We start from the raw sequence: 25504 nt of genomic DNA on the forward strand, positions 1-25504 counted from the left end.
CATGCGAATTGGTGAGTTCAAGAACGACCAAGCCAGAGACCGGTTCCGTGCCGCATACCAGCAGACCCTGGCTGAACTGTGGCCGGGGCCGCGGGCGACACTGGACCTTCCGACCGCGTTCGGGACCACTCGCGTCTACCGGACCGGACCACAGAACGGCGAGCCGATCGTGCTGCTACCCGGATCCGGCGGAAACGCGCTGATGTGGCATCGGTACATCGACACGCTGGCCCGGCACCGTCCGGTCATCGCCGTCGACACGGTCGGCGAGCCAGGCGCGAGCGTGCAAACCGCCCCGATCCGCGACGGCCGGGACGGCGCTTCCTGGCTGGACGAAGTCCTGGCAGCGTTGGAGGTGACGGCCGCCCAGGTCGTCGGCTGCTCCTACGGCGGCTGGCTGGCGATCAACCACCAGATCCACCGTCCCGGACGGGCCGCTTCCCTCACCTTGGTGGACCCCGCGGGCTTCGCCGATGTCGGGCCGCGGTTCTATGCCTGGCTGATCGCCGGCGGGCTCGCCGCAGCCGCGCCCCGCCCGCTCCGCCCCCGTCTGGCCCGCCTGGTCGGCAACAGCGCGATCCTGGAGAGCGAACTGATGGGCCTGATGCGCGCGTCGATGGGCTTCCGGCGCGCACTCCCGGTACCACCGGTCCTCACCGACGAGGAACTGCGCCGCCTGCGCGTTCCTTCGCTGTTCCTGCTCGGGGCGCGCAGCGCCATGCACGACCCGCACACGGTCGCCGACCGCCTCGGCAGGCTCGCGCCCTCGGCCAGGGTGGAGATCGTGCCTGGCGCCGGCCACGCGCTGCCGACCGATAAGCCGGAACTGGTGGCCGAGCGCATCCTCCACGGCATCGGCCAGTAGCGCCCCGGGGTATCCCCGATCCCCGGGGCTGGTGGGAAACGCCCGGGGGCTGGTGAGTCTGCGCGTCCTGTGGCCCGCCCGGGTCTGGTGAGAGGCCTGGGGTACCCGGACGTGGCCTTCGGGGCCGCGAACGTCCGCGCTACGCGGCTGGCTGTGCGGGCCGTTCGGGCCGTGACCAGCGAGTTCTGGTTGATCCCTCGGCAGCCTGCTCGGTGCGGCCCCTCGCGCGGGTGTGGCGCGAGGGGCCGGGCGCGGAGTGGTTCACCGCGGGCTTTGGTGCCGTTGGGCCACACGCAGGGGGAGGAGAAGCCGATGACGAGCGTCCCGTACGAACTGCCGATGCCGTCGGTGGAGCCGGTGAACTTGTTGGTCGGGTTGGTGAAGTGGGCGGAGGTTCGCAGGGCTCCGGAGTCGTCCCGCTGGAATCCCATGGACTCGATCCGGGCCCGGAGGTGTTCGACGTATTCGGCCTGGCGGTCCGTCGGGATGCCGGAGAGCCGCCTTTCGGTGACCTCGACGACCCGGCCGTCGTACTCCGAGGGGGCGTCGTTCTTGAAGCAGTTGGTGCCGTTCTCCCGCTCGCTGGCGGCCCGGTCGCCTGGGCCCGGGGCCGATCCGGTGGTCGTGGTGCCGTCCGTGGCCCGGTTGGCTGCCGGTTGGGCGGGTAACCGGGAGTTATGGGTACTGGTGTCGGCATGACAGGCGGTGACGGCGGGCTCACGGTGGATGCGGGTGGGCGTCCGACTGTCGGTGTGGAGGAGGAGTATCTGCTGATCGATCCGGACAGTGGTCTGCCGTTGCCGTATGTCGATGCGGTGCGGGATGCGGCGGGGCTGCATCCTGCCGTGCACCACAGCGAGTTGCAGAACGAGTTGCTGCAGGCGCAGGTGGAGGTGGCCACCCCGGTCTGCGGGGATCTGGCCGAGGTCGGTGGTCATCTGTTGCGTCTGCGGCACGCGCTGGCGGCCGCCGCGGAGGGTGCCGATTGCCGGCTCGCCGCGTGTGGCACCGCCCCGTACGCCCTCTCCACGCCTCCGGCGATCGTCGACGCCCCGCGTTACCGCTCGATCAGGCGGAACATGTCGCGGCTGGCCGACGAGGCGCTGATCAACGGCATGCACGTGCACGTGGCCGTGCCCGATCCGCGGGCGGGTGTCGAGGTGCTGAACCGCCTGCGGCCCTGGCTGCCGGTGCTGACCGCGTTGTCGGCGAACTCGCCGCTGTGGTACGGCTCCGACACCGGCTACGCGAGTTGGCGCACGGTGGTCTTCAGCCGCTGGCCGATCAGCGGGATCCCGCCGTACTTCGCGGACGCGCGGGACTACGAGCGCCGCATCGAACACCTGCTGGAGGCCGGGCTGATCCGTGACCGCGGACAGCTGTACTGGCAGGCCCGGCTCTCGGCGAAGTTCCCGACCGTCGAGCTGCGCGCGATGGACGTCCAGCTGCGGGTCGACGAGGCGGTGATGTTGGCCGGGCTGGTGCGCGCGCTGGTCGTCACGGCGATGCGGGAGGCGGCCGCGGGGCGTCCGGTGCCGGAGCGGACGCCGGAGAGCCTGGACGGCGCGGGGTGGCACGCCGCCCGGTACGGCATGGGCGCCACCTTGCACGATCCGGCGACGGGGCTGTCGCGGCCGGCGGGCGAGCTCGTCGGCTCGATGCTGGCCGCGCTCGCTCCGGTCATGGACGAGCTGGGTGACACCCGCGCGGTGATCCCGCTGGTCGCCCGCCTGCTGGACGTGGGCAACGGTGCCGAACGGCAGCGTCGGCAGCTGGCGGAGCACGGGCGCTCGGGACTGATCGCGATGATCGCGGCGGAGAGCGCGGCGGCCTGAGTGGGGTGACCTGAGTGGGATGACTGGAGCGGGACGGTCTGAGCGTGTCGGCCGCAGATCCGGCCGGCTGAGCTCGCCCGGCTGCCCGCCGGGGCACGGCTGGACGGCTGAGGGGCTCGCTCATACCCGCACCGGCGTCCGGCCCGGACGCCCGGCTCGGCCGCCGCGGAGATGGCCCACCCCGGCGGCCGGTCGGGAGCTCCCCCCACCCGCGGCAGCCGCCGCTCAAGCGGTCCTGCGCTGCCGCTTCGAAACCGGCGAACAGTTCTCGCGGCACCACTTCCGGGACCCGGCGACGGGCGAGCCTTTTGCGCCTCTGCGTGACCTTGCCAAAAGGCCGACGGTCCGGACGCGGATCGGGATCGACACTCTGCCGCTGCTCGTTGACCTGCCGGTCGAATCCGACCTGTCCTCGGCCACATGGAAGGACGAGGACAGGCCCGGGGATCCGTGGTGGGAGCCGCCCTGCTCCGCGAGGGCCTTGCCCCGCCTGGAAGCGCTCCGCGTGGTTTGTCTCCGGTTCAGGGCGTCTGTACGGGGGCTCCTGGGCCGGGGGTCTGCGGGGGTGGGGCCGGTCGCTGGCCGGACTCGCCGGAGGCGGCCTGGAGGTCGCCGGCCGGGGGCCGGAGGCCGTGGGCTTGATCGTCGGGGTGTTGGCATCTGGGGCAGAGCTCGTGGCGGCCCTCCGATGTGATCACGGTGCCCCAGCTGCGGCATTCTTCGCAGTCGCGGGCGCGGTCGATGTTGGCGCGGACGGTAGGAGCGTGGGGGTGGGCTCCATGTGTCATGGGTGATTTTCCTCTGTAGAGCACTATCACTTCCGCCCAGTTTGCCATGGTTCGTATAGATATGCGGCATGGGTCGGGGCTCGTGATCTGCCCGGGGGGCAGGGCACAGGTCCGGGGCGGGTGCAAGGTGCGCCCGGACACGGCGCTCCCGGCCGCTGCCGTGGTCCCGGCGAGGAACGCGGGGCTACCGCCCGGGGGAGGGCCGGCGGGGGTCGAGGACCCGGTCGAGGACACGCCGTCCTGGCCCACCACACGATCTTCCACGCCAACCGCGCGGGCCTCCCCCTGGAAGACCAGAGCGCCATGTCAGCACCAGCGAAAGCAGCAGTCATGGGAACGGGTGACATCTCCGCGTCGTCGCCGACGACGAACCCCGGCCGCACTAGCCTCGGCGAGGTGAACAGCGACACGATCGACGAGACCGCCACCACCGCCGAACACCTCCGCAACGCCCTGGTCGACCAGATCATCGAGGAGGGACGCGTCCAGACGCCTCGCATCGAGACGACCATGCGCACCGTCCCCCGCCACCGGTTCGTCCCCAACGCACCCCTCGAAGAGGCCTACGCCAACTGGACCGTCGACATCAAGCAGGACGACAACGGCGCCTCCATCAGCTGCGCCTCGCAGCCCGGCGTCGTCGGCCTCATGCTCGAACAGCTCCAGCCCCGGCCCGGCGACAGGATCCTCGAACTCGGCGCCGGCAGCGGCTACAACGCCGCCCTCCTCGCCCACCTGGTCGGCCACCGCGGTCACGTCACCACCATCGACGTCGACGACGACCTCGTGGACGGCGCCCGCGCGAACCTGACCGCCGCAGGCTTCGACAACGTCACCGTCCTGCGCGCCGACGGAGCACTCGGCCACCCCAACGGCGCACCCTACGACCGCGTCGTCGCCACCGTCGGCGCCCACGGAATCCCCCGCGCCTGGCTCGACCAACTCGCCTCCGGCGGCCTGCTGCTCGTACCCCAGCGACTGCGCGGCAGCGTCTCCCGCTCCATCGCCTACCAGCGCCGCCCCGACGGCGTGTGGGCCTCCACCAGCAGCGCGATGAACACCTTCATGCCGCTGCGCCGGGGCATCGCCGACGACGCGCGCCGCATGATCCCGGTGACCGTCGACGGCTCGGTGCACCTGCAGACCAACAGCGAGCAGACGGTCGACTCCGAGGCTCTGGCTGACGTCCTCGGTCAGCCCCGCACGGAGCTCTGGGCCGACGTCTACTACCGGGCCATGGAGTCGCCGGAGTGGATGGAGCTCTTCCTGTCCTGCTCGCTGCCCAGCGGCCTGAACCGGATGCCGTTCGAGCAGGAGGCCCGCGGCAGCCTGCTCACCGACGACCCGTACCCGAGCTCCACCGCGGCGTTCGAGGGCGGCGCCCTCACCTACCTCGCCCGGCGCCCGTCCGACAAGCGCACCCCCGAGGGCGGCAAGCTCTGGGAGTTCGGGGTCGTCGGCCACGGGCCCGGCAGCGACGAACTGGCCGCCGGGGTCGCCGAGACGATGCGCACCTGGGACCGCGAGTACCGCGGCCACGAGGCCCGCTTCGAGCTCCACCCGCTCGACGCCGCGCCCGTCGAGCCCGCCTCCGGCCGTTTCTCCTTCGACACCCCGCTCAACCGGATCGTCGTCGACTGGCACTGAGCCGGTTCCGGCCCCGTGGTACGGCGGTTCCCGCCGGTCACGGACGCGGGACCGGCGTGACGAGCCCCATCTCATAGGCGGTGATGACGAGTTGGACGCGGTCCCGGGCGCCCAGTTTGGTGAGCAGCCGTGACACGTGCGACTTGGCGGTGGCCACCGTGATGAAGAGGTCCTCGGCGATCTCGCTGTTCGACCGGCCGCGTCCGACCAGGGTCAACACTTCCCGTTCCCGCTCGGTGATGCCCTCGGCCGGCCGGGGGGAGCGCTCCGGGACAGCCGCAGGACGCCCGATGAAGCCGGCGATCAGACGGCGCGTCACACCCGGCGCGATCAGTGCGTCACCGGCGGCGACCACGCGGACCGCCGTGAGGATGTCGTCCAGCGCCATGTCCTTGACCACGAAGCCGCTCGCGCCGGCCCGGAGCGCGCCGTAGACGTAGTCGTCCTCGTCGAAGGTGGTCAGGACGAGCACCCGCGTCGTGGCCCGGTCGGCCGTGATCAGTCGGGTGGCCTCGATTCCGTCCATGCCGGGCATCCGGATGTCCATCACCACGACGTCGGGACGGACATCCCTGACCAGTTGGACGGCCTCGGCACCGGTGGCGGCTTCACCGACCACCTCCAGATCGGGGTGATCGGCCATGATCACACGTAGACCGGACCGAACCAACGGCTGGTCGTCGGCGAGCACCACCCGGACGGTCATCGGGCCTCCACCGGAACTCCGACGGGCGCGGGCAGCGGCAGCTTGGCCGCCACCCGGAAGCCGCCCTCGGGGCGCGGCCCGACGCTGAGGTGGCCGTGCAGCAGACCGACCCGCTCCCGCATCCCGATGATGCCGAAGCCGTGGGCCGAGCCGTTGCCGGTGGCGCCGCGCCCGTCGTCGACGACCTCCACTGACAGCTCCTCGTCCCCGTAGTCGATGGCCACCCGGCAACGCCCGGTGCCCGCGTGCCGGACCACGTTGGTCAGCGCCTCCTGCACGATCCGATAGGCGGACAGGTCGATGTCGGCCGGCACGGAACGCTGCCCCCCGCTGCGGCGCACGTCGACGCGTACGCCCGCATCCGCGGTCGCTGCCGCCAGCCGTTCGACGTCCGCCAGCCCCGGCGCGGGTGCGAGCGGTGACTGCTCCGCAGCGGTCGCGCCCCGGTCGGCCTGACGGAGCGACACCAGCGTGCGCCGAAGGCCCGCCAGGGTCTCCCTACTGGTGGCCTCGATGGCGCGCAGGGCTTCGCGCGCCTCCGCCGGCTGGGTCTGGATGACTCGGCTGCCCACACCGGCCTGGATGGCGATGATGCCGATGCTGTGCGCGACCATGTCGTGCAGTTCCCGTGCGATTCGCAGCCGTTCGGCGGTCACGGCCTCGGCCACCTCCTGTGCGCGCAACGCCACGACGTGCTCGCGGCGCCCGCGGCTCAGCAGACCGGCCATACAGGATGCGGCCATCGCCAGGAGGGCGATGACCCCGTTGACGGTCAGGTTGTCCCCGTGCGCGAAGCCGCCGATCACCAGGAGTTGTACGGCGACGGACACGGCCACGGCGACGACCGAAGCGCGCTGCGCGCAGGTGGCGACGACGAAGCCCAGCACGAGGTCCACTGCCAGATACGACAGGAACTGGCCCTGGTACGACGCCGCCAGGCCTTCATGGGACGCCGCCGCCAGGCCCTCATGGGTGGAGCTCGGAGTGCCCACCACCACAGCCGTGGATCCGAAGAGTGCCAGGGCCAGAGCCAGCAGCGGCATCCGCCGCACCACGCCGACGAGCAGGCTCACGGCCAGTAGTGACCCGACAGCGTGGACCGTGCCCGACGCGCGCGTCGCGCCCCCCACCAGCAGACCCACCATGAGGAGGTAGGAGGCACCCCCCGCCCAGGCCACGGCCTTCGTCCTCGTCATCGGCGGCGCGCCCTCTCGGGAACGGGGCCTCGGTGCGCAACGCGCGCGGGCAACGGAGTGATCGTTTCGGGGTTCACGCCGCGAGACTAACCGGCTGTCGCCCGTGCGGCCATCGGCCTGGGGACTTACGCCCACGGGCTAATGCGGCCGCACGATTGCCGCCCACGGCCCGATGCCCGGGCGGCGGTCCTCCCGGCAGTGTGGGTGCCGTGATCGAAGTCAACGAACTCACCAAGCGCTACGGCGGCAAGACGGCCGTGGACCATCTGTCCTTCACCGTGCGACCGGGCCAGGTCACCGGATTCCTCGGCCCCAACGGGGCCGGCAAGTCCACCACCCTGCGGATGATCCTCGGCCTGGACGCGCCCACCGCTGGCAGCGCCACCGTCAGCGGCGTCCCCTTCCGCCACCACCCGCGCGGACTGCGGCACGTCGGCGCCCTCCTCGACGCCGGACAGGTCCACGGCGGACGCAGCGCCGCCGCCCACCTGTCCGCGCTGGCCCGCAGCAACGGCATCCCGCGGCGTCGGGTGGACGAGGTGCTGCACGAGGTGGGGCTGACCGAGGTGGCGACCCGCCGCATCGGCGGCTTCTCCCTCGGCATGAAGCAGCGCCTCGGCATCGCCACCGCCCTGCTGGGCGACCCGCCCGTGCTCATGTTCGACGAGCCGGTCAACGGCATGGACCCGGAGGGCGTGCTCTGGGTACGCCGGCTCTTCCGGCGCCTGGCCGCCGAGGGGCGCACGGTCTTCCTCTCCAGCCACCTGATGTCGGAGATGGAGCACACAGCCGACCAACTGGTCGTCATCGGCCGGGGCCGCCTCATCGCCGCCGAGCCGCTACGGGACTTCGCGGCCCGCGGCACCCGTAACAACGTCGTGGTCGGCACGCCGCAGGCCGCCGAGCTGGCAGCCGTGCTGACGGCGGCGGGCGCCTCGGTGGCGCCGGAGGGCTCGGCGGGCGCCGAGAAGCTCGCCGTCACCGGGCTCCCGGCGGACCGGATCGGAGCGCTCGCCTTCGAGAACCACATCCGAGTGGACGAGCTGACCACGCGTACCGCCTCACTGGAGACGGCCTTCATGGAACTCACCGCCGACAGCGTCGACCACTTGGCAGGACAGCCCCGATGACCACACCCGCCTCCGTCCCCCCGACCATCCCCGTCCCCCCGACCATCCCCGTCGCCACGCCGCCCGCCCGCTTCCGCGACCTGTTCGCCTCCGAGTGGATCAAGACGCGGTCCCTGCGCTCCACCCAGTGGACGGTCGCGCTCACCGTCCTGTTCGTCATCGGGGCCGCCGCCGTGGCCACGCTGACGGACAAGGCCGCCCGCTCCGGCCCCGCTGAGTTCCTGCCCTACGACGCCTATCCGGCGGCCGGCTACTGGACGCTGATGCTCGTCGCCAGCACCATGGGCGCCCTCACCGTCGTGAGCGAATACAGCAGCGGTCTGATCCGCACCACCACCATGGCCGTCCCCGCCCGCGGCTCGGTCGTGCTGGGCAAGGCGGCCGTCACCGCCGCATTGTGGACCGCGGTCGGCACGGCCGTCTCCACCGGTTCCTTCCTGGTCTCCCAGGCCATCCTGGACGGGCACCATGCCGGCGTTCCGATCACCCACCCCGGGGTGTTCCGGGCGCTGGTGGCATCCGCGTTGCTGGCTCCGGCCTGCGCCCTGGTCGGTCTGGGCCTCGGCGTTCTGCTCCGGAACGCCGCCGGGACCGTGGCCACCAGCGTCTTCACGCTGCTGATGCTGCCCACCATGTTCTCGGAGAGCAACCGCTGGTCGGCGGACCTCAAACACGCGCTGGTGTCGGCCGCCTGGAACCGCCTGGTCCGACCCTGGGAGCCGGACCCCGGATCCCTGGGCTACACCGCGACGGTCCCCGGCTCCTGGATCGTGTACACGCTCTGGCCGCTGATCACGGTCGCACTCGCCGTGCTCGTCGTGAGGCGCCGCGACGTGTGAGCGTGCCTCCAGGTCTTCCAGGGCACGAGCATCGCGGCCCGGAGGCACGATCCGGAGGCGAGGCGCGGTAGTTCGTCACGCGGTTGACGGTCTCTCATAGACGGTCAGGAGGCTCGGGCGGGGAGCGCGCGGTGGTGCCGACTCCCGCCTACTGCTTCGGGTAGGTGGCGAGGTAGTTCAGGACGGCGGAGAACACGCTCACCATCTCGTTCAGGTCGACCGCTTTCCGAAGCACCACGGAGCTTCCGTGCCCGCCGCCTTCGTAACCGTAGTAGTCCGGGTGGCCCTTGCCTGATTTCTTCTTGAAGCCGTCGTGGTCCGGATCCGTCACGAGTGCCTGCACGCCGGTGCCTGCGTGCTGGACGAAGCTGGTGCGGGCGAGCCATTCTCGACGGCGGTCGGCGAGCGCCCCGTTCGCGGCGGACGTGGCCTCTGGAGTCTGCACCATGATGCGGATCTCGAAGGGGCTGTCCGTTCCACGCCTCGGCTTCAGGCGCTGGATCTCGGCGACGACGTAGCCGTCGCCCGTTTCCCGCCAGGCGCAGATGTTCGGTGCTCCCATCTGGGAGCGCTGTCGCACGTTGAACTCCGTGCCCGAAGGGGCGGCAGCCTGTGTGAGTCGTGCCAGTCGCCGCAGCCGCAGGGCGTCGCTGAGCGCGATGGACGCCCTGTCCGCAGGGCCGGTCGCCTCGGCCTCCAACACGACGAGCTGCTCAAGCGCACGGGCAGCCAGCGGACGAGCGAGGTCGTCCGATGATGTGTCCCAGCCGCCGAGGAGGCCGGCGAGGGTGAGCCGACGGGACCAGGTAGCCGGGCCATCGGGGATCGGGTCGGCATTCGGGCCCACGAGGTAGCGATCAGCTGCCGATATGCCCTTCGCCTCCGCCCAGGCGTCGTACGCGGCGAACTGTTCGCCGTGAGCACCCGCGCCGAGCTTCATCTCCATCAGAGCGCGCTCGACACCGTCCAGCAGGATGACAAGGTCGACCCGGCCCGTAGGCGCCCCTGTATCCGCTCTCACCCGGACCTCGCGCCGGACGGTGATGGTGCCCGACCCCAAGCGCAAGGCCGCCCGGAGCGGCTCTGGATCAAGCTCGGCGAGGAAGCACAGCAAGTCCGACCAGTCGTCTTCGGAACGCAGCAGGCGCGTCAGTCCGTACGTCACGCCCGCACGCTACACGTCGCCGCTGACACGCCGTTGAGAAGGATCGTTTGAGACGGTCTGTCACGTTCGCGTGATCGGATCCGGCTCCTCGGCCACGGTGAGCCGCACGGTGCTTCACCGTTGCCTTGCAGGAGTGAGGCGCGATGGGCCGGCGGTCGAAGCGGTGGTGGACCACAGGCTCGCCCGGCGCGCGTCTCTGCTGGGCCGGGCCGTTCTCCGCCCGACTGCATCCTTTGGACTACCGCGCTTTCGGCCCTGGGGAGGACGATCTTGCGGCACCGCCGCGAGAGGGTCGATCCGTGCGAACAACCATCGGATACACCGTCGAAAGCATCGGCTACGTCGTAGGAGCCCAGGGGCTGGTCAGCTTCGCCTCGCAGACCTTCTTCGGCACGGAGTGGGGCTGGATGCACAAGGTCGTCGACCTTCCGACCACCGCTTACCTCGGCATCGTCGCCGTAGGGCTGGCGCTCATCGTCGGCGGGGTGAAGATGCGGAAGACGCCCCAGCGCCAGAAGGTCGCCTGACCGGCGGGCCTTTCAGCCCGCAAGGAACCCGGTGGTGGTGCCGGACAACCGACTCTCCCGCGGCGAAGCGGTCAAGTGCCCGGAGACGCGAGCCTGCTTGCCAGCCTCGGCCTCGAGCAGCCAGGAGCCAACCGACGTCCTCGGGCACGTACCACAAAGACAACAGAGCCTCCGGGAACCACTCGGAATGGGACCGCACCCCCGAGCTGCCTGGAGGCCCCGCTTTCACGCGCGGAAACCGCCGCCGTCACCCGATCGAGACTCCCGTTCGATCGACAGCCTTCGAGGTCGGTACGGGCGACAAGCACTTACGCGTCGGGGTGCTCAGGCAGGGCGAGCCAGTCCGACCAGGAGATCTCGCGGCCGAGGAAGCGCGGCTGCTCGAACGGCCAGTCGGCGGCGATCCACTGCGGCCCCAGCGCGTCGAGGGCCTGCTCGACCTTGCTGCCCACCAGCTCGTCCACCACCCACCAGCAGATCTCGCCGTCCGCGCCGGCCCTCTCCGGTGGGTCGATGTAGACACAGCCGAGCAGAGCTGTCTCCGCCGCGTCGAACAGCGCGTAGTTGAAGGACTGGTGTGCGGCGATCTCCTTCTCGTGCCGCAACAGGTCGGCCTGGTCGGCCTCGTAGGTCATGGTGGCCGCGGGCCAGCCCCAGGCCGGGCCGAAGATGGTCCACAGCCGCTCGCGCGAACCCATCACAGCCGGATAGTCGAGCGGGGTGTCCGCCTCCCGGATCGGCCGCAGGTGATGGCCACCGCCCGGCAGCGGTACCAGGACGGGGTGGACGAAGTCATCGGGAAGCCAGCTCATGGCGCCCGACCGTAGCAGCGCGCGGCCGTCCGCTCCCCTGGATTTCCCCCGTACACCGCCAGGCCCGGCTCTCACAGCGGGCAGGGCCCGCGGTCACCCGACCGAGACTCCCGTTCGATCGACAGACTCCGTGATCGGTATGGCAACGGCTTCTTGGCTTGTTGTTCAACCTCGCAGATCACCCGAACCTGCTGATCTGCGGATTCTTCCCGGGACAGCAGAGGCGGCCGTTTTCCATGCGTCGAGATGGCGAGTCATGAAGCGCGAGAGAACGGCCGCCGCATATGAGTCTCCCCGCCGACGCGACGTCTACGGGTGCGGCGACCGCAGGACGGATGGCAGTACAGCCGGTCGTCGCTGGTCGGGGCGTCAGGGCGGGGCCAGTTGCTCACGTCGACGGCCAGTACGATCCGCTCATCGTCCGCCTTGGGCAGGTGGTGCTGGTCGGGCGGCCATGCCTGGACCGCGTCGTGCTCCGTGACCCGGGCCGGCCCAGGTCGGGACTGGGAGGTGCTGACACACCCCCAGGGCTGACGCCTCCTCGCCGGGCCCTGATCGATGTCCCCGCGACGGTCGACCTGCCCTCCGCTCGGCGGCCGGCCTGCCGCCCGCAAGGGCACCAGATCGCGGCGGACCGGTGCCGCAGGCGAGGGGGTTGGGTGAGGCTGGTCGCCATGAATGCGGAGGGCAAAATGTGCCGTGTATGGGGGTTTTCGCGAAAAGTGATTTTACGAAGGCCTGGCCCACATCGTAGGCTCCGCCCTCGTGATCGATTCCCCCTCAAAGCGTCACTGGCGCATGTCGGTATTCCTCTGGATCGGCCTGCCCTTCATAGCCCTGATCGGCATTGCCAAGGCCGCGCCTGATCTCGTGCCGGCGTGGAAGGCGCAGAGCGGCAGCGGAGTCACCGGGACATTCACTGCCGCCCGGGAGTCCTGCAGCCACGGATCCTGTGACTATTACGGCGGCTGGAAGGCGGCGGATGGTACTTCCGTGCGCACGAATGTCCTTCTTTACGACGGACCGGATTCCATGCGGATCGGAGACACGGCCGTAGCCCTGGATTCGGGTGCCGCCGGAGGCGTCTTCTCCACGACGGGCGGCTCCTCCTACCTGCTGGTGACGGGCTTTGCCGTCGGCGGTGTGGTGGCGGCAATTGCCTGGCCGGTGTTTCTCTGGCGTACCTGGCGTACCTGGCGCTCTTCGCGTGGGCACCGAACTTCTTCACGGGGGGAGTCGGCTGAAATAGCCGCGTGACCTGGAATCGCGAATGAACGCGCTCCCGTAGGTCGCTGAACCGGGCTGAGTCGGAGTCTGGCCCCGCCGCGCGAGCGGCGGGGCCAGACTCGTTTCCGTGCTGGGCCAGGGACGTTGACCGGTTCCCGCACGGGGTGTTTGGTCGCTGCGCGTCGGCGGTGGTGCACCTGGGCCGGCAGGGTTGTCAGGGTGTGGGTTCGGCGATTTCTTGGGTGCCGATGACCGTGAGGAGGTCGAGGAGGCCGGAGCTGTCGGTACCGGCTACGGGGGTGAACCAGAGCAGGCGTTGCCGGCCGTCCTCGCTGAACAGGTTGAGGCAGTTGACCTCGATCAGGCCGAGTGTGGGGTGGTTGAGGCGCTTTCGGTCGTCGCGCCGGAACGCCACGTCGTGGTCGGCCCACAGTGAGGCGAATTCGGGGGAGAGGCCGAGCAGCGAATGGATCATCGAGGTGGCTTCGGTGTCCTTCGCGTTCCTGCGCGCGGCAGCGGCCCGTAGATCCGCGACGAAGGCGCGGGACTGGGTTTCGTGATCGGGTTCGGGGTAGAGACGGCGGGCGTCGGGTTCGGTGAACCACCGGTGGACGAAGCTGGCCCGAGGCCCTCGGAAACCGGATTGGTCTCCGAGGAGGGCCACGGCGGCCGGGTTCTGCACGAGGGTGACGTGCAGGTCGGTGATGACTTGTGCCGGTGTCGATGCCAGACGGTCGAGGAGGTCGAGCATGCCGGGGTGGACGTGCGAGGCGGCTCCGCCCTGCACGGGCACGGGGCGGTCCGCGAGGTGGAACAGGTAGTCGCGTTCGTCGGCGCTCAGGCGCAGGGCCCGTGCCAGCGCGGCGATCATTTGCTCGGACGGCTGGGAGCCGGCTCCACGTTCGAGCTCGTTGTAGTAGTCCACCGATGCTCCGGCGAGCTGGGCGACCTCTTCGCGGCGCAGTCCGGGAACCCGGCGCCGGGGCCCGGTCGGGAGCCCGATGTCGGCCGGGCGGATGCGTTCACGGCGCGAACGCAGGAACGCTCCCAGTTCGGTGTACTTCGCAGGACTCATGCCCTCATTCTGTGCTCGGGCGGGCCGTCGGCCCAGGGGATGACATCCCCTGGTTGCGCTGGTCACGGCCGCGCATCGTGGAGGACATGACGACGAACCACGAAGCTCGAACTCGTGAACCGGCGGCCGTGCGGGTTGCGGTCGTTACCGGAGGATCACGCGGCATCGGCCGGGCGGTCTCCCGCAGGCTCGCCCGGGACGGCCTGGCCGTCGTGGTGAACTACGCCCACGACGCGGCTGCCGCCGAGGAGACGGTGGCAGCGATCACCGCTTGCGGTGGGCGGGCGATCAGCGTGCGGGCGGACGTGGCGGACGAGCGTGCGGTCGCCGCGGTGTTCGACCGGGCGGAGCGGGAGTTCGGCGGTGTGGACGTCGTCGTGCACTCCGCCGGTCGACTCGCTCTGTCGCCCATCGCCGACCTCGACCTCGCCGTGCTCGACGCCGTGCACCGCACCAACATCCGCGGCACTTTCGTCGTCGCCCAGCAGGCGGCCCGGCGCCTGCGCGCGGGCGGCTCCTTCGTGGGGTTCTCGACCTCCGTGGTCGGTACTCAGTTCCCCGCTTACGGCGCGTACGCGGCGAGTAAGGGGGCCATCGAGTCGATCACGCTGATCCTCGCCCGCGAGTTGCGCGGACGGGACGTCACGGTGAACACCATCGCGCCCGGGCCCACCGCCACGGACCTGTTCCTCGACGGCAAGACGCCCGAGCAGATCGACCGGCTCGCCAAGACCCCGCCGCTGGAGCGACTGGGCACCCCCGAGGACATCGCCAACGTGGTCGCCTTCCTCGCGGGCCCGGAAGGGCACTGGGTCAACGGTCAGGTGCTGCGGGCCAACGGGGGCCTGGTGTGAGTGTGCGGCCGAAGGTCGTGGTGATCACGGACGCATCCGGTGGCTTCGGGACCTCACCGTGCGGGCCTCGGCCGGGGCCGGCCACATCGTCCCGCCCGGGACGTGAGGCCCGGTAGTGGCTGACGAAATCGTCCGTGTCGCCGGCCTGCCCCATGACGAACGACCGTTGCGCATCCATGTCGTCCCAGCCGTGACGGCAGCGAAGTGATCCCCGTCGTGCACGACCGGATTCGCGCGGAGCTCTTCCACCGCGTCGGCATCGACGAAATGTCGGCCTTCCCCTCGGACACAGGCTTCCGATCCCACGGAAGAAACCCACTCAAAAGGAGAACGACCCATGCCTTTCGCCAACTTCAAGGTTCCCGCAGGCACCCTCACCGCCGAAGAGAAGAAGAAGATCGTCGAGCGCACCACCGACCTGTACGCGGAGATCTACGGTGAGCGGGCTCGTCCCACCACCGTCGTGCTCATCGACGAGGTCGTGGACGGCGGCTGGGGCGTCGCCGGCAACGTCCTGACCGCCGCCATGCTCAACGGCGACGCCTGACGCCGACCTCCTGCGTGGGGCCCGGTGCAGCGCCGGGCCCCACGCAGCCGCCGGTCCGGGAGATCAAGGGTCGCGGACACGCCGGCAGCCTCGACCTCCTCTACCGGACCATCACTCAGGGCCGGGCCGATCGCGACCGCCCGGTGATCAGAGCGCGCCGACTCGCCCGCCTCATGCTCACCCACCCCGACCGGCCACGGGACGAGACGCCGACCTGCTCAAGGTCCTCACCGCCGTCTTCCCGGGGATGACCGGGCTCGCAGGGCTCCTCCGCTCGTTCGCCGAACTCCTCGCCCCGGCTCCCGTCAACGACGCCAAGCCCGCTGAAGGCCCGGACTGTGCCGGGTCCGCTCGTCGCGACGGTTCTGCTGCCGCTGACCGCAGGTTGGTTGAGAAGGACCAGGCTGTAGCGGGTTTGTCCGGGTGGTCTGGGCCAGGTGGGGTGTCGCGGCTGGGGTTCTCAGCGGTCTTCGCTGGGCGGTGTGCCGCAGCTGGGGCCGCTCGGGCCGTCGAACTGGACGGAGCTGAAGAAGTCCCGGTAGGCCGGGAAGAAGTCGCCCTTGCCGGTCGGGCCGGAGGAGGTGACGGTCGTGCAGCCGGTGTAGTGGGCGTCGGACCACAGGTGGATGGTCGAGGAGGTCCGGTTCCAGTCCGATCGGGCCCGGTCGTTCATGCCGAGGGCAGCGAGGTCCGGCGTGTTTCCTCGCAGCTTGATCATGTCACCGGTGCCGTTGAGGCCGGAGAACATGCAGTAGTACCCGGCAGGGCAGCGGTCGTATCCGTCGGCGGCGTGAGCGGGCGCGGCCAGGGTGAGGCCGGTGATGGTGGCGACGGCGAGTGCGGTGATCGTCTTCACGCCTGGGGAACGAGCCGGCGGCGGGGCGGTCACGGTGTCCGTTCGGGTGCGGGGTCGGCCGATGTGCTGGGGACGCCGGCCGTGTGCGGGCCGGCCGTGGAGCTCCGGGCGCGGCCGGCCCCTGTAGGCCCGCTCCCTCCCCGCCCGGCCGGCGCCGCGGGCCAGGGCCCGGCGCTCCCCGCCGCGGGGCCGGCGGTGGTGTGGTCGATCCCGTGCGAGGACTTCCCACCGGCGTCTGCTCGCGCACCGCCACCCGGGGCCGGCCGGCGAAAACTTCTGCGGTCGTGTTGTCACATCCGGTGCCTGCGGCGGGTCAGTGGAGTGTCCGAGCAAGTGCAACGAAGCAGGGGCGGAGCTCCTCCGGCCCGCCCCACTCCACACGAAACAGGGGTATCACCGTGTCTGTCGCCCATGTCGTCCTCGTCGTCGTCAGCGCCCTGTGGGTCGGTTTCTCCGGGGTTTCCCTGGCCCGCCGCGCCGAGTTCGTCACCCAGCCGCTGATCGAGTACGGCGTGCCCCGCGCGTGGTGGACCTGGCTCGCGCTGGCCAAGCTCGCCGGCGCCGCCGGCCTGCTGGTCGGCCTCGCGGTCCCGGCCCTCGGCACCGCCGCCGCGGTCGGCCTGATCCTCTACTTCGCCGGCGCCGTGGTCACCAACGTGCGGGCCCGCTCGTACAAGACCGTGCACTTCCCGCTCCTGTACCTCGCCCCCGTCGCGGTCACCCTCGCCCTCGGGTTCGCCGCCTGACCGGGCTGCGCCCGGGCGATCGGCTACCTGGCCATGAACCACCGGGGCGACACCCGGCACGAGGGCGCCGGCACCGTCCGCTCGACGCGCCGGACGACCCGGGCACTCGCGCCGCCTACGACCGGCGCCAGGCCGACCGGGGGAAGGAGGCCTGTCAGGCTCCCGCGGGTACGGGATCCAGGGCAAGTGGACCCGGCCGCTGCTGCCGGCGCGGGCCCGAGTAGCATGTGAGCCCACGGCGGGACACGGTGTGGGACCACGGGGGGTGGCGTGACGGAGTCCGCGGGTTTCGGGTGCGGGGCGTGCTGTGCCGAGGACGCCTCGGTGGCGCGGGCGCACCACCAGAGCCACACCGGGGTCCGGCTCGAGAAGATGATCCGGGACGACTCGCACTTCATCGTGTCCGTCCAGCGCTGCGGCCTCTGTTCGCAGGCCTTCGTGAGTGTCTTCACCGAGTACGTCGACTGGGTCGCCTCGCGGGACGCGCAGTACCGGACGGTGCTGCCGATCACCGACGCCGAGGCGGACGACCTGATGGCGGGTCGGCTGAGTCCGCACCGGGCCGGCGCCCTGGGACGCGGCCGCCGCCGTCTGCAGAGCGACTGGCCGAGCGAGGCCGACGAGCCGTCCGTGTACTGGGACAGCGACGTGTTCGAGGTGCGCGAGGGGTACTGACCCGGCCGGGCGCTGTCGACGGAGGCCCCCGGGCCGCGAACGCCAGGTGTCACGCGCTCGGCCTCGGCCGCGACCGCGACGCCGGCCGGCAGCCGAAACGCCGACGTCGAGCCGCAGTCCTGTCCTCGGCCACGCTGAACCATCCCGGTCGCACGCACCTCGACCAGCAGCGGCTTCAGCGGCTCCACGACGGACCGCAGGTCCTGGTCCGGGGGGTGCCTGCCCGACGAGGTCGAGGGTCGCGAACAGCTCGATGGGATGAGGCCCGTACCCGTACTCCCGCTGAGTCGGTCGTCCCGGTGTCCCGGCCAGGATGGAGACCTCCCGACGCCGGAAAACGCATAGCCCCGCGCTGACAGCCGCTGTCCGCGAGGACCCCGTCCACCCCCTCCCACCCGGTCGCGGCTCAGCCCGTCGGGCGGCCCCGAGGGCGCCCGCCGCTGTCACGGCCGGCCGGCGGCCTCCCGCGCGGAGCGCACCGCCTGCCAGGCGTCGGCGAACAGGGCGGGCAGTGGGCGGGACGGGACCACCACCGCATGGGCGGCACTCGCCCGGGCCGGGTCGGCGGGCAGCAGCGCCGACTTCTCGGCCTCGACCGGCCACTGCGGCACCTTCCGCTCCAGCCACGGGCCGGGGACGAACAGGCTGCGCCCGGCCCGGGAGCGGCGGGCCTCCACGACGAGCCCGGTACCGCGGACCTGCTGCTGGACGGCCTTCAACGCGGCCGGGGACCAGCCCGTCCACTGCCGCACGTGGCGGTCGGTGGGGTCCGGCAGGGCGAGCAGCATCAGGTAGAGCGCCGCCGCGTCCGCCGGGACGGCGAGGTCGTCAGCGCACGCGGCGACGACCTCCGGCGCGCTCCGGCGCGGGTCCTGCTCCCAGCCCGGGCTGCGGACGGCGTCGGCCGCCAGGTGCCGGCCGAGCGCGTCGAGTTCGCCGGAGAGCAGGATCCGCAGGTCGGTGAGCGCGGGCAGCCCGGTGCCCGACGGCAGGGCCTGCGACGGTTGGAGGCGGTCGTAGTAGTCGTCGAGCGCGTCGAGTACCGGGTCGTCGGCGCCGCCGAGCAGCTCCGGGTGCACCAGGACGTGCCACTGCCGCAGGGCCTGGTCGTCCACCACCTCGACGCCGGTCAGGCCGGCCAGCGGCAGCGGGGACGGCGGCTCGCCCATGGCCGCCCACCGGTCGGCCGAGAACACCCGCCACGGCGCCGAACCGGCGCGCCGTACGGCCGCGGCCGTACGGAGGGCGGCCTCGCCGAGCGCGGGCCGCAGCGGATGCCCGGCGGGCGTGCGGTAGGCCAGCCACGCCATCGCGTAGGGGGAGGCGTACGGCGCGGGGGCGCAGTCCGGGCTGCTCGCGGGGGCGAGGGCCGCGGCCAGCAGCGTGTCGAGCCGGCGGCGGCGCCTGCGGAGCCCGTCCGGGACCGGGTCGACCGCGGGGCCGCGGCCCGTGGGAGCCCAGTCGCCCTTGGGGAACCGGATCTCGCGTCCGGCCTGCGTCAGCAGCTCGGTGTCGACCGGGGCTGCGCCGAAGCGCTCGTGCCACCAGGCCACGGCCCGGTCGATGTCGGGCCCGTGCGTCCACAGCCGCTCCGGGTCCTGCGGGAGCAGCCGGTCCCGGATCGCCCGGAGGGCGTCGTGTCCGATCCGGTCGGCGATCTCCTTCTCGGCGGCGGTCGGGTGGTTCCGGTTGTACCTGCGGACGGCGAGCAGGGCGCCCGCCTCGTCGGCCGTCAGCACGAGCCGGCGGGCCAGCTCCTCGGCGGCCTCGGGGCGGGCGGGCAGTGGGCCCCGTTCGGCGAGGAGTTCCAGGTAGCGGTGCAGCCGGCGGACGTCGGCCGCCGCGACCAGATCGTGTGCGCCGTCCACCGTGCAGCCGGCGGCGGCCAGCGGGCCGTCCGCCGGGAACACGCCCGAGGGTGCGTATTCCAGCAGGACGGAGCGGTCGAAGCCGCTGTGGAGCACCAGTGCGGTCGACAGGGTGGTGCGGTAGACGTGGCCGACCGGGGGAGTGGGCCGGCTGCCCGGACTCGCGAGGTTGACGGTGCGCCAGCGGCCCGTCCCCTGCTCGGCCACGAACGGGAGGTCGGCGTACTCGCGCACCACGGTGGCGGTCACGGCGTCGCCGCGCAGCAGCTCGGTCTGCGGGTCGACGACCAGATAGGGGAAGGCGGCGGGGGCTCCCGGGACGATCGCGCTCGGGTGGTCCAGGTCGCCGTCCCACAGCGCGCCGTCGGTGGCGGTGGCGACGGCGCGTAGCAGGCGGCCCAGCCGGACGCGCGCCGGCACCGGGGTGGCCGACCGGTCGTCGGTCTCCCCGGGGCTGTCGGCCGCATCGGGGTTGTCCGCCGTACCGGGGTTGTCCGCCGTACCGCCGCCGCCACCGGGATCAGTGTCGGTGCCGTCCGCCGGACCGGTCCCCGGGGCGCCGTCGGGGGTCAGCAGCGGGAGGAGGTGGGCGAGCCCGTTGCGGCAGTTCGCGGCGATCTGCACCAGCCGGGCGAACTCGGTGCCGACCTCGTCCTCCCCGATCTCCAGCAGCCGGCCGATCCGCTGCCGGACCGGGTACGCCACCCCGTCCCGGAAGACGGACCGCGCCTCCACCCCGCGCAGCAGCAGTTCGGCGCCCGCCCGGTCCAGCCCGGGCCGCGGCGCCGCTTCGGCCACGGCGGCCAGCAGCAGAGCGGCGACGTCCACGGCGGCGAGCCGCTCGGCCCTGCCCGGGTCGGCGAGGAGCGCGGCGGCGGCCCCGATGTGCATGAAACGGGCCAGCATCAGCGCCACCTCGTCCAGGTCGAGGACGGGCAGCTCGGCGAGTTCCTCGTCGCACCACTCGGCGAGGGTGCGCCGGCCGAGCTCGGTGTCCACCAGGGCGGGCACCTTGGCCCAGCCCTTGGGGTCGTGCGGCTGGTACCAGAGGTTGCTCGCGTCGCCGCCGTTGGTCAGCTCGAACTCGGCCCGCAGCAGCGCCCGGACCTCCCGGGCGAACCGCGGATCGGCGGTCAGGGCGCGCAGTTCGGGGCGCCGCGCCATGGCGACGTGGTGCAGGTACGGGTCCGCGAGCCGCGGCGGCGGGTCGGCGACCGGCGCGCCCGCGGCCAGCAGCACGTCGAGGACGTCCAGCCGGACGGCCCCGAGGATCCGGTGGCTACGGTCCCACCGGCTGGTCCAGGGCAGGTCCACGGGCACGCCGTCGGCGGCGATCCTGGGCGCCAGCAGAGCGGCGAGCCGCTGCAGCCCGGGCGCCGGACGGTGGGTCCGGTCGGCCAGCGCGACCAGGCCGTGCAGCCACTCGGCGGCGGTGCCGGGCTCCGCCCCGTCGGCGCCGGCCGGTCCGGTCAGCAGGGCCAGCGCACCGGTGCGCTCCAGGTAGTCCACGGTCACGTCCGAGTCCGGCATGCCGGTCCGCGGCCCGGCGGCGACCACCTCGTGGGCGAGCCGGGGGAGTTCGGCCAGGACGAGGTCCCACGCGGGGGCGGCGAACAGTGCGGCCCAGAACTCGCGGGCGGCGTCGCTCCACAGGTCGCGGGCGGGCAGCAACAAGGCGGCCAGCCGGGCGAGTTCACGGTCGGGGTCGAGCCCGGCGGCGCGGGCGGTCCGCGTGACGTCCGCGACGAGCCGCGGGCGCACGCCCTCGCGGACCGTGCGGGCGCGCAGCAGGGCGAGCGTGCGGCGGGCCGCGTCCCGGTCGGCTCCCCGCGCGGTGACCTGCTTGACGCGCTCGCGCAGGGCGGTGTCGGTGAGCGCGCCGGCGGAGTCCATGGCGGCGTACCGGGCGTCCAGCCATTCCTGGTCGACGCGTTCGCCCGCGGTGCGCTCGGCGGCCCGCGCCCGGCCGAACCAGGCCGCCGCGTCGGCCTTCTCACCCCCGTGGCGCAGGCACCGGTCGGCGACGCCGTCCAGGAAGCAGCGCAGCAGGGCCGGCTCGGCGCCGGCGATCTCCTTCAACAGGGCGTCCACGTCGCGCTTGGTGAACACCCGCCAGGCCGAGGTGACCTCCTCCAGCCGCTCGACGTAGTGCAGCACCCGGTCCGCCCGCGCGGGGTGCTCGGCCAGCGCGGACTCGGGGAAGGGCATGTCCTGCGGGCCCGGCAACCGGGTCTGCCGGGCGTCGACCAGTTCCCAGCCCCGGTGGGCCATCAGCCGGTCGCGGTGGCGGCCCGCGTCCGCGCCGGTGAGCAGGACCCGCACCTCGTCCGGCAGCGCGGGGTGGCGGTAGCGGCGGGCCACCAGAGCGTCGGCGCCCTCCGGTTCCCCGTCCTCCGGTTCACCATCCGCCGGCTCCCCGTCCTCGGGGGTGGCGGGGACCAGACCCGCCCGCGCCAGCGCGTCCTTCCAGGCGGCGTCCGCCGCGAGCAGCTCCACCACGTCGGCCGGCACCGCGACGGCCTCGCGCACCAGGCGCTCGGCGTCCTCGCGGCACGCCCGCCGGTGCGCCGCGAGCCCGTCGGCGAGAGCGAACAGCCGCGGCAGGTCGCCATGGCCGACCAGCGCGGGCGGCACCTTCTTCAGTGCCCGGCCGCGCTCGTTGCGGAAGACCACCCGCTCGTCCTCCAACCGCGCGCTGTACCCCTGCGCACTGATCTGCCACCCCATGACGCGCTCCCCGTGATCATCTGCCGGTCCGCGCAGCCTAGCGGCCACCACCGACGCCACCGGCCGGCTCGCATCCGCGGCCGGCAGCCCCCGCCCCGGGATAGAGGCCACGGCCGGTCAGACGTCCGTCCGGGGTGGTGTGCCGGAAGACCCCGCGGACCACGATGTCCGACCCACTGCCTAGGCTGGGTCCAGGCCGATGGCACGCCGATGATCAAGGGGGCAGGACTGTGCGGATCGAACGTCACCAGGTGGACGGAGAGCGGGTGGCGAAGGCTCGTGAGGACTTCGTGGACCGGATCGGGAGGCAGGTCCACTCCTATTCCCGCGCCGGTCTGATGACCACCATCGAGTGGCAGCTGATCGCCGAGTCCTTCCTCGACTACCTCGGCGCCCTGTCCACCACCCGGCCCGACCTGGACTGCGCCGAGGCCAAGGCCGTCCTCAAGGACGCCGCCGAGGCCGCCGCCGGCGCCGTCTCCTTCGCCGCCTACTACCCGCACGACGGCTTCCACGTCTTCCTCGACTACCCGAACTTCGGGATGAGCTACCACCGCGAGGAGGGCCTCGCACGCGACCCCCACCACCTGGTCAGCGCCCGGGAATGGCTCGACGCCTTCTGCCTCGCGATCATCGCGGACAAGGTCTCCCCCCACGGCGAAGCCTTCTGCTGGGCCCGGCAGTTGATGCCCGACGAGCCCGTCACCCCCGCCCTCGAACTCGTCGACGGCTTCTCGGCCCACTTCTTCGAAGAAGTCGACTTCCCCGACGCCTCCGACGCCTCCGACGCCTCCGATGGCACCGGCGCCTCCGGCGGCGGACCGCAGCCCGGCCTGCGCGCCCTGCGCGCCCTCACCGACGGGGACCGCGAGGCCTTCGACGCCGCGCTGCTCGCGCTCCTCCAGGACGGCCCGCACGGTACCGGGCCCGCCGGCCTCCTGCCGCTCGTCCCGATCGCCCTCGCCGCTCTCGCGTACCGCACCCACGGCTGGACGCCGGCGGTCGACACCGACTACCTCCCCCACGCCCTGGTCACCGGATTCGAGACCCCCGGCCCGCGCGTCCTCGGCCTCGGCCGCGGCCGGCGCGCCGACGCCGTGGCCCGGCTCGCCGCCGGTCCCGTCGACCTCGACCGTCCGAGCCTGCCCTACCCCCTCGGTTCGGACGGCGAGGCCCGGTTCGAGCGGCGCACCCTGGAGGCCATCACGCCGAAGGACGGCGAGCCGCTGGACGCGTGGGAGCTCACGAGCGCCCTGCGGTACCAGACCAGGCTCCTCGCGGCACGTGCCTCGCAGTCCGCCGACGTCACCGACGCCCAGCTCGCCAACCTGCGGCTCGCCTCCCGGCTGGGGGCCGCCGCGTTCCGGGCCGCCCTCGCCGAACCGGGAACCGAGGCCGAGGTGACGATCGACGGCCGCCCACTGCGCTTGCCCGCCCGCCGGGACAAGGACTGCGGCCCGGTCTTCTGGGAGACGGCCCTGTCCTACGCCCTGATCACCGGTGACCCCGAGGACCTCGAACCGCTTCTCCTGGCCGGCCCCACGATCGCCGCCGAGGACGGCTCCCCGTTCGCCCCGTACCGCACCGCCCTGCACGACCACCTGCGCGGCGCCGACCCGCTCCCGGCCACCGAACGGGCCCTGAAGGAGGCGGAGCGCACCAGGGACCACTACTTCCTCCCGCCCCCGATCGTCCTCTTCTCCCAACTCGTCGAGGGCGACGAGACCAGCTTCAACCTCGCCCTGCTGGACGCCCTGGAAGCCCACCGCGACCACCACGGCGTCGCCGACCGCGCCACGGACACCGGCGCCCCGCTCAGCCTCCCCGTCCTCGCCCTCACCTGCCACGCCCGCCGCAGCCGCGGCTGGTCCATCCACGTCCGCTCGCCCTACCTCCCGCCCCGCCTGCTCGCCGCCGCCGGTCCCGCCTGACGCACAGCCCGCAGCCGCCCGGCGGCGACACATCACCCCGGGCGGCGGCCTGCACGACGCCCTGGCGCGCTGCGCCGCCGAGGCCGCGGGGTCGCGGGGGCGCGGGGTCGCGGGGGCGCGGGGGTCGCCCCGTCCGTCGTGGCTGCCCTGACCGGACTGCGCCTGATCCCGAGCCCTGTCCGGCGCCTGCCGTGGCGCTCATGACCGTGCCGCCGCCCACGCCTTCCTCACCCTCCGGCGCCGCGACCCCGAAGTCGAGGCGCCGGCCTGACCTCCCACCGAGTCCGCGACGCCGTCCAGCACCTGCTACGGGCCGCCGGGCTTCCCTGGTCCGCACCACCAAGCGCGCCCCCGCACTCAGCTCCTTCAGCGTTTCGTGCGGCACATACGTCAGTTCGGCGAAGGAGCCGGTCAGCCACCCGTCCCGCGGCGGGGTTCGCTTCCCGCACCTCATGCGCCGCGAGCGCCCCCTCGATCACCGACTCTTCGAGGAGCCCGGCCAGTACGTCCTCGAACGACGGAATCCCCGCCCGGAAAGCGAGGTCGACCACCCGGAGCCCGTCCGGAATCGGCATCCCCCCGTCACACACGAGCACCCGGTCACCGTGCCCCAACTCGGCGCCATCTCCGGCGAGATGGCGATTCAGAATCCCGCCCTTCCGCACAGTGCCTCGACCTCTTCGGCGGTGGGGAACGACTCCTGGGCTCCCCGCCGCGTCACGGCGACGGCGCCCACCCGAGCGGCGTACGCGGGGGCCTCCGCGAGTGAGGCCCCCGCACTCGCCTTCCAGGCCAGTGCGGCCGCGAAGGAATCACCGGCCCCCGTCGTGTCGACGGCCTCGACTTTCACCGACGCGACCCGCACGACCTCCTCCGCGGCGGACGCGACCAACGCACCCTCCGAACCGAGCGTCACCACGACCGACTTGGGCCCGCTCGCGAGCAACTCCCGTACCCATGCGGCGGGATCGTCGCCGATGGTCTCGCCCCCCAGGATCACCCGGGCCTCGTGCTCGTTGACGATCAGCGGGTCGCAGGCCGCCAGAACCTCGACCGGCAGCGCCTGCGGCGGAGAGGGGTTCAAAACGAACCTCGTGCCGGACGGCAGTTGCCGCACGATCTCCACGACCGACTCCAACGGGATCTCCAACTGCGCCGAGACCACCCGCGAGGCGTGGAACAGGGGCCCGGCGGCCCGGACGTCCTCCGGCGCGAGTCGCCCGTTCGCATCGTCCCCGACCCGCGCGAGCAGCGCTGTGCGCGCCCCGAGCCGCGCGGCGGCGACCGCCTGGTTGGCCCCCTTGCCGCCGGGATGGACGGCGAGGTCCGACCCGAGCACCGTCTCCCCTGCCCCGGGCCTGCGCTCGACACCGATCACGAGATCGACGTTGGCCGACCCGACGACCAACAAGTCGTAGTCGTACATGAAACGCCCCAATCAGGAAATCCGAAACGGGGCGGCCGGAGCCCCGCTTCCGCGGGCACCCC

Annotated in this window: 20 protein-coding genes and 2 pseudogenes; 13 read left to right on the forward strand and 9 right to left on the reverse strand. The window is 72.4% G+C overall.

The features are described 5' to 3' along the window. Position 1 precedes the first annotated feature (1 nt). The 4 genes and pseudogenes from ACFVHB_RS09075 to fxlM form a co-directional block, all read left to right on the forward strand. Positions 2–865 (forward strand): alpha/beta fold hydrolase, encoded by an 864-nt coding sequence (locus ACFVHB_RS09075; protein WP_380317485.1) that lies wholly within the window; start codon positions 2–4, stop codon positions 863–865. Between the two features lie 312 nt (positions 866–1177). Next, positions 1178–1564: a hypothetical protein gene (locus ACFVHB_RS09080; protein WP_380317488.1), complete on the forward strand. Its 387-nt coding sequence runs from the start codon at positions 1178–1180 to the stop codon at positions 1562–1564. Next, entirely contained in the window at positions 1543–2700 is a 1158-nt protein-coding gene (locus ACFVHB_RS09085; protein ID WP_380317491.1) for a glutamate--cysteine ligase, read from the forward strand. Before ACFVHB_RS09080 ends, ACFVHB_RS09085 begins: the two co-directional genes overlap by 22 nt. Positions 2701–3659: 959 nt before the next feature. After that, a pseudogene (fxlM, locus tag ACFVHB_RS09090) lies at positions 3660–5135 on the forward strand (methyltransferase, FxLD system); the annotation flags it as partial. A 37-nt stretch (positions 5136–5172) separates the two neighbouring features. Here the strand turns inward: fxlM and ACFVHB_RS09095 are convergent. Both ACFVHB_RS09095 and ACFVHB_RS09100 read right to left on the reverse strand, forming a co-directional pair. Then, the gene (locus ACFVHB_RS09095; protein WP_380317494.1) at positions 5173–5841 is read right to left on the reverse strand and encodes a response regulator; all 669 of its coding nucleotides are present in this window, start codon (positions 5839–5841) and stop codon (positions 5173–5175) included. Next, positions 5838–6914 carry a sensor histidine kinase gene (locus ACFVHB_RS09100; RefSeq protein WP_380317497.1) on the reverse strand — a complete coding sequence of 359 codons (1077 nt, stop codon included), beginning with the start codon at positions 6912–6914 and terminating at the stop codon, positions 5838–5840. The genes ACFVHB_RS09095 and ACFVHB_RS09100 overlap by 4 nt, the downstream gene beginning before the upstream one ends. Before the next feature lie 332 nt (positions 6915–7246). On the opposite strand from ACFVHB_RS09100, the gene ACFVHB_RS09105 reads away from it, so the two are divergent. Together ACFVHB_RS09105 and ACFVHB_RS09110 are read left to right on the forward strand one after the other, a co-directional pair. Next, complete coding sequence (locus tag ACFVHB_RS09105) at positions 7247–8167, forward strand: ATP-binding cassette domain-containing protein (RefSeq protein WP_380317500.1); 921 nt, start codon at positions 7247–7249, stop codon at positions 8165–8167. Beyond that, the gene (locus ACFVHB_RS09110; protein ID WP_380317503.1) at positions 8164–9006 is read left to right on the forward strand and encodes an ABC transporter permease; all 843 of its coding nucleotides are present in this window, start codon (positions 8164–8166) and stop codon (positions 9004–9006) included. The genes ACFVHB_RS09105 and ACFVHB_RS09110 overlap by 4 nt, the downstream gene beginning before the upstream one ends. Before the next feature lie 148 nt (positions 9007–9154). Here ACFVHB_RS09110 and ACFVHB_RS09115 read toward each other — a convergent pair whose 3' ends face one another. Then, positions 9155–10171, reverse strand: a complete 1017-nt coding sequence (locus ACFVHB_RS09115) for a hypothetical protein (protein WP_380317506.1) — start codon at positions 10169–10171, stop codon at positions 9155–9157. Positions 10172–10470: 299 nt separating this feature from the next. On the opposite strand from ACFVHB_RS09115, the gene ACFVHB_RS09120 reads away from it, so the two are divergent. Continuing rightward, on the forward strand, positions 10471–10698 hold the full coding sequence (locus ACFVHB_RS09120; protein ID WP_380317509.1) for a hypothetical protein: 228 nt from the start codon (positions 10471–10473) through the stop codon (positions 10696–10698). Positions 10699–11006: 308 nt separating this feature from the next. On the opposite strand, the gene ACFVHB_RS09125 is transcribed toward ACFVHB_RS09120, so the two are convergent. Continuing rightward, a complete protein-coding gene (locus ACFVHB_RS09125; RefSeq protein WP_380317512.1) occupies positions 11007–11510 on the reverse strand; it encodes an N-acetyltransferase in 504 nt (167 codons plus the stop codon). Positions 11511–12275: 765 nt separating this feature from the next. Between ACFVHB_RS09125 and ACFVHB_RS09130 the strand changes: the two genes are divergently transcribed. Continuing rightward, a complete protein-coding gene (locus ACFVHB_RS09130) occupies positions 12276–12767 on the forward strand; it encodes a hypothetical protein (protein WP_380317515.1) in 492 nt (163 codons plus the stop codon). Positions 12768–12951: 184 nt separating this feature from the next. Here ACFVHB_RS09130 and ACFVHB_RS09135 read toward each other — a convergent pair whose 3' ends face one another. Then, positions 12952–13812 (reverse strand): helix-turn-helix transcriptional regulator, encoded by an 861-nt coding sequence (locus tag ACFVHB_RS09135; protein WP_380317777.1) that lies wholly within the window; start codon positions 13810–13812, stop codon positions 12952–12954. A gap of 86 nt (positions 13813–13898) precedes the next feature. Between ACFVHB_RS09135 and ACFVHB_RS09140 the strand changes: the two genes are divergently transcribed. Together ACFVHB_RS09140 and ACFVHB_RS09145 are read left to right on the forward strand one after the other, a co-directional pair. Further along, complete coding sequence (locus ACFVHB_RS09140) at positions 13899–14666, forward strand: SDR family oxidoreductase (protein ID WP_380317518.1); 768 nt, start codon at positions 13899–13901, stop codon at positions 14664–14666. Between the two features lie 337 nt (positions 14667–15003). Continuing rightward, positions 15004–15213, forward strand: coding sequence for a 4-oxalocrotonate tautomerase family protein (locus tag ACFVHB_RS09145; RefSeq protein WP_380317521.1), 210 nt, complete (start codon positions 15004–15006; stop codon positions 15211–15213). Between the two features lie 460 nt (positions 15214–15673). On the opposite strand, the gene ACFVHB_RS09150 is transcribed toward ACFVHB_RS09145, so the two are convergent. Further along, positions 15674–16069, reverse strand: coding sequence for a peptidase inhibitor family I36 protein (locus tag ACFVHB_RS09150; RefSeq protein WP_380317524.1), 396 nt, complete (start codon positions 16067–16069; stop codon positions 15674–15676). A 398-nt stretch (positions 16070–16467) separates the two neighbouring features. On the opposite strand from ACFVHB_RS09150, the gene ACFVHB_RS09155 reads away from it, so the two are divergent. Both ACFVHB_RS09155 and ACFVHB_RS09160 read left to right on the forward strand, forming a co-directional pair. Further along, entirely contained in the window at positions 16468–16815 is a 348-nt protein-coding gene (locus ACFVHB_RS09155) for a DoxX family protein (RefSeq protein ID WP_380317527.1), read from the forward strand. 270 nt (positions 16816–17085) lie between these two features. Then, the gene (locus ACFVHB_RS09160; RefSeq protein ID WP_380317530.1) at positions 17086–17490 is read left to right on the forward strand and encodes a hypothetical protein; all 405 of its coding nucleotides are present in this window, start codon (positions 17086–17088) and stop codon (positions 17488–17490) included. Between the two features lie 443 nt (positions 17491–17933). On the opposite strand, the gene ACFVHB_RS09165 is transcribed toward ACFVHB_RS09160, so the two are convergent. Beyond that, positions 17934–22085 carry a hypothetical protein gene (locus ACFVHB_RS09165; RefSeq protein WP_380317533.1) on the reverse strand — a complete coding sequence of 1384 codons (4152 nt, stop codon included), beginning with the start codon at positions 22083–22085 and terminating at the stop codon, positions 17934–17936. A 230-nt stretch (positions 22086–22315) separates the two neighbouring features. Here ACFVHB_RS09165 and ACFVHB_RS09170 point away from each other — a divergent pair, with 230 nt between their 5' ends. Further along, positions 22316–24016 carry an immunity 49 family protein gene (locus ACFVHB_RS09170; protein WP_380317536.1) on the forward strand — a complete coding sequence of 567 codons (1701 nt, stop codon included), beginning with the start codon at positions 22316–22318 and terminating at the stop codon, positions 24014–24016. A gap of 280 nt (positions 24017–24296) precedes the next feature. Here ACFVHB_RS09170 and rbsD read toward each other — a convergent pair. Both rbsD and ACFVHB_RS09180 read right to left on the reverse strand, forming a co-directional pair. Continuing rightward, a pseudogene (rbsD, locus tag ACFVHB_RS09175) lies at positions 24297–24681 on the reverse strand (D-ribose pyranase); the annotation flags it as partial. Next, positions 24660–25442, reverse strand: coding sequence for a ribokinase (locus ACFVHB_RS09180; RefSeq protein WP_380317539.1), 783 nt, complete (start codon positions 25440–25442; stop codon positions 24660–24662). The gene ACFVHB_RS09180 and the pseudogene rbsD, both read right to left, overlap by 22 nt. Positions 25443–25504: the final 62 nt, after the last annotated feature.

Origin of the sequence: Kitasatospora sp. NPDC127111 (genome assembly GCF_042677465.1) — a bacterium.
In the GTDB taxonomy this organism is placed as follows: domain Bacteria; phylum Actinomycetota; class Actinomycetes; order Streptomycetales; family Streptomycetaceae; genus Kitasatospora.

What these genes read in the sequence shown, in the direction of transcription:
- ACFVHB_RS09135 (WP_380317777.1), bottom strand. Translation starts at nt 13,812, where the DNA reads ATGAGTCCTGCGAAGTACACCGAACTGGGAGCGTTCCTGCGTTCGCGC.
- ACFVHB_RS09110 (WP_380317503.1), top strand. Translation starts at nt 8,164, where the DNA reads ATGACCACACCCGCCTCCGTCCCCCCGACCATCCCCGTCCCCCCGACC.
- ACFVHB_RS09085 (WP_380317491.1), top strand. Translation starts at nt 1,543, where the DNA reads ATGGGTACTGGTGTCGGCATGACAGGCGGTGACGGCGGGCTCACGGTG.
- ACFVHB_RS09125 (WP_380317512.1), bottom strand. Translation starts at nt 11,510, where the DNA reads ATGAGCTGGCTTCCCGATGACTTCGTCCACCCCGTCCTGGTACCGCTG.
- ACFVHB_RS09180 (WP_380317539.1), bottom strand. Translation starts at nt 25,442, where the DNA reads ATGTACGACTACGACTTGTTGGTCGTCGGGTCGGCCAACGTCGATCTC.
- ACFVHB_RS09095 (WP_380317494.1), bottom strand. Translation starts at nt 5,841, where the DNA reads ATGACCGTCCGGGTGGTGCTCGCCGACGACCAGCCGTTGGTTCGGTCC.
- ACFVHB_RS09075 (WP_380317485.1), top strand. Translation starts at nt 2, where the DNA reads ATGCGAATTGGTGAGTTCAAGAACGACCAAGCCAGAGACCGGTTCCGT.
- ACFVHB_RS09080 (WP_380317488.1), top strand. Translation starts at nt 1,178, where the DNA reads ATGACGAGCGTCCCGTACGAACTGCCGATGCCGTCGGTGGAGCCGGTG.
- ACFVHB_RS09140 (WP_380317518.1), top strand. Translation starts at nt 13,899, where the DNA reads ATGACGACGAACCACGAAGCTCGAACTCGTGAACCGGCGGCCGTGCGG.
- ACFVHB_RS09165 (WP_380317533.1), bottom strand. Translation starts at nt 22,085, where the DNA reads ATGGGGTGGCAGATCAGTGCGCAGGGGTACAGCGCGCGGTTGGAGGAC.
- ACFVHB_RS09145 (WP_380317521.1), top strand. Translation starts at nt 15,004, where the DNA reads ATGCCTTTCGCCAACTTCAAGGTTCCCGCAGGCACCCTCACCGCCGAA.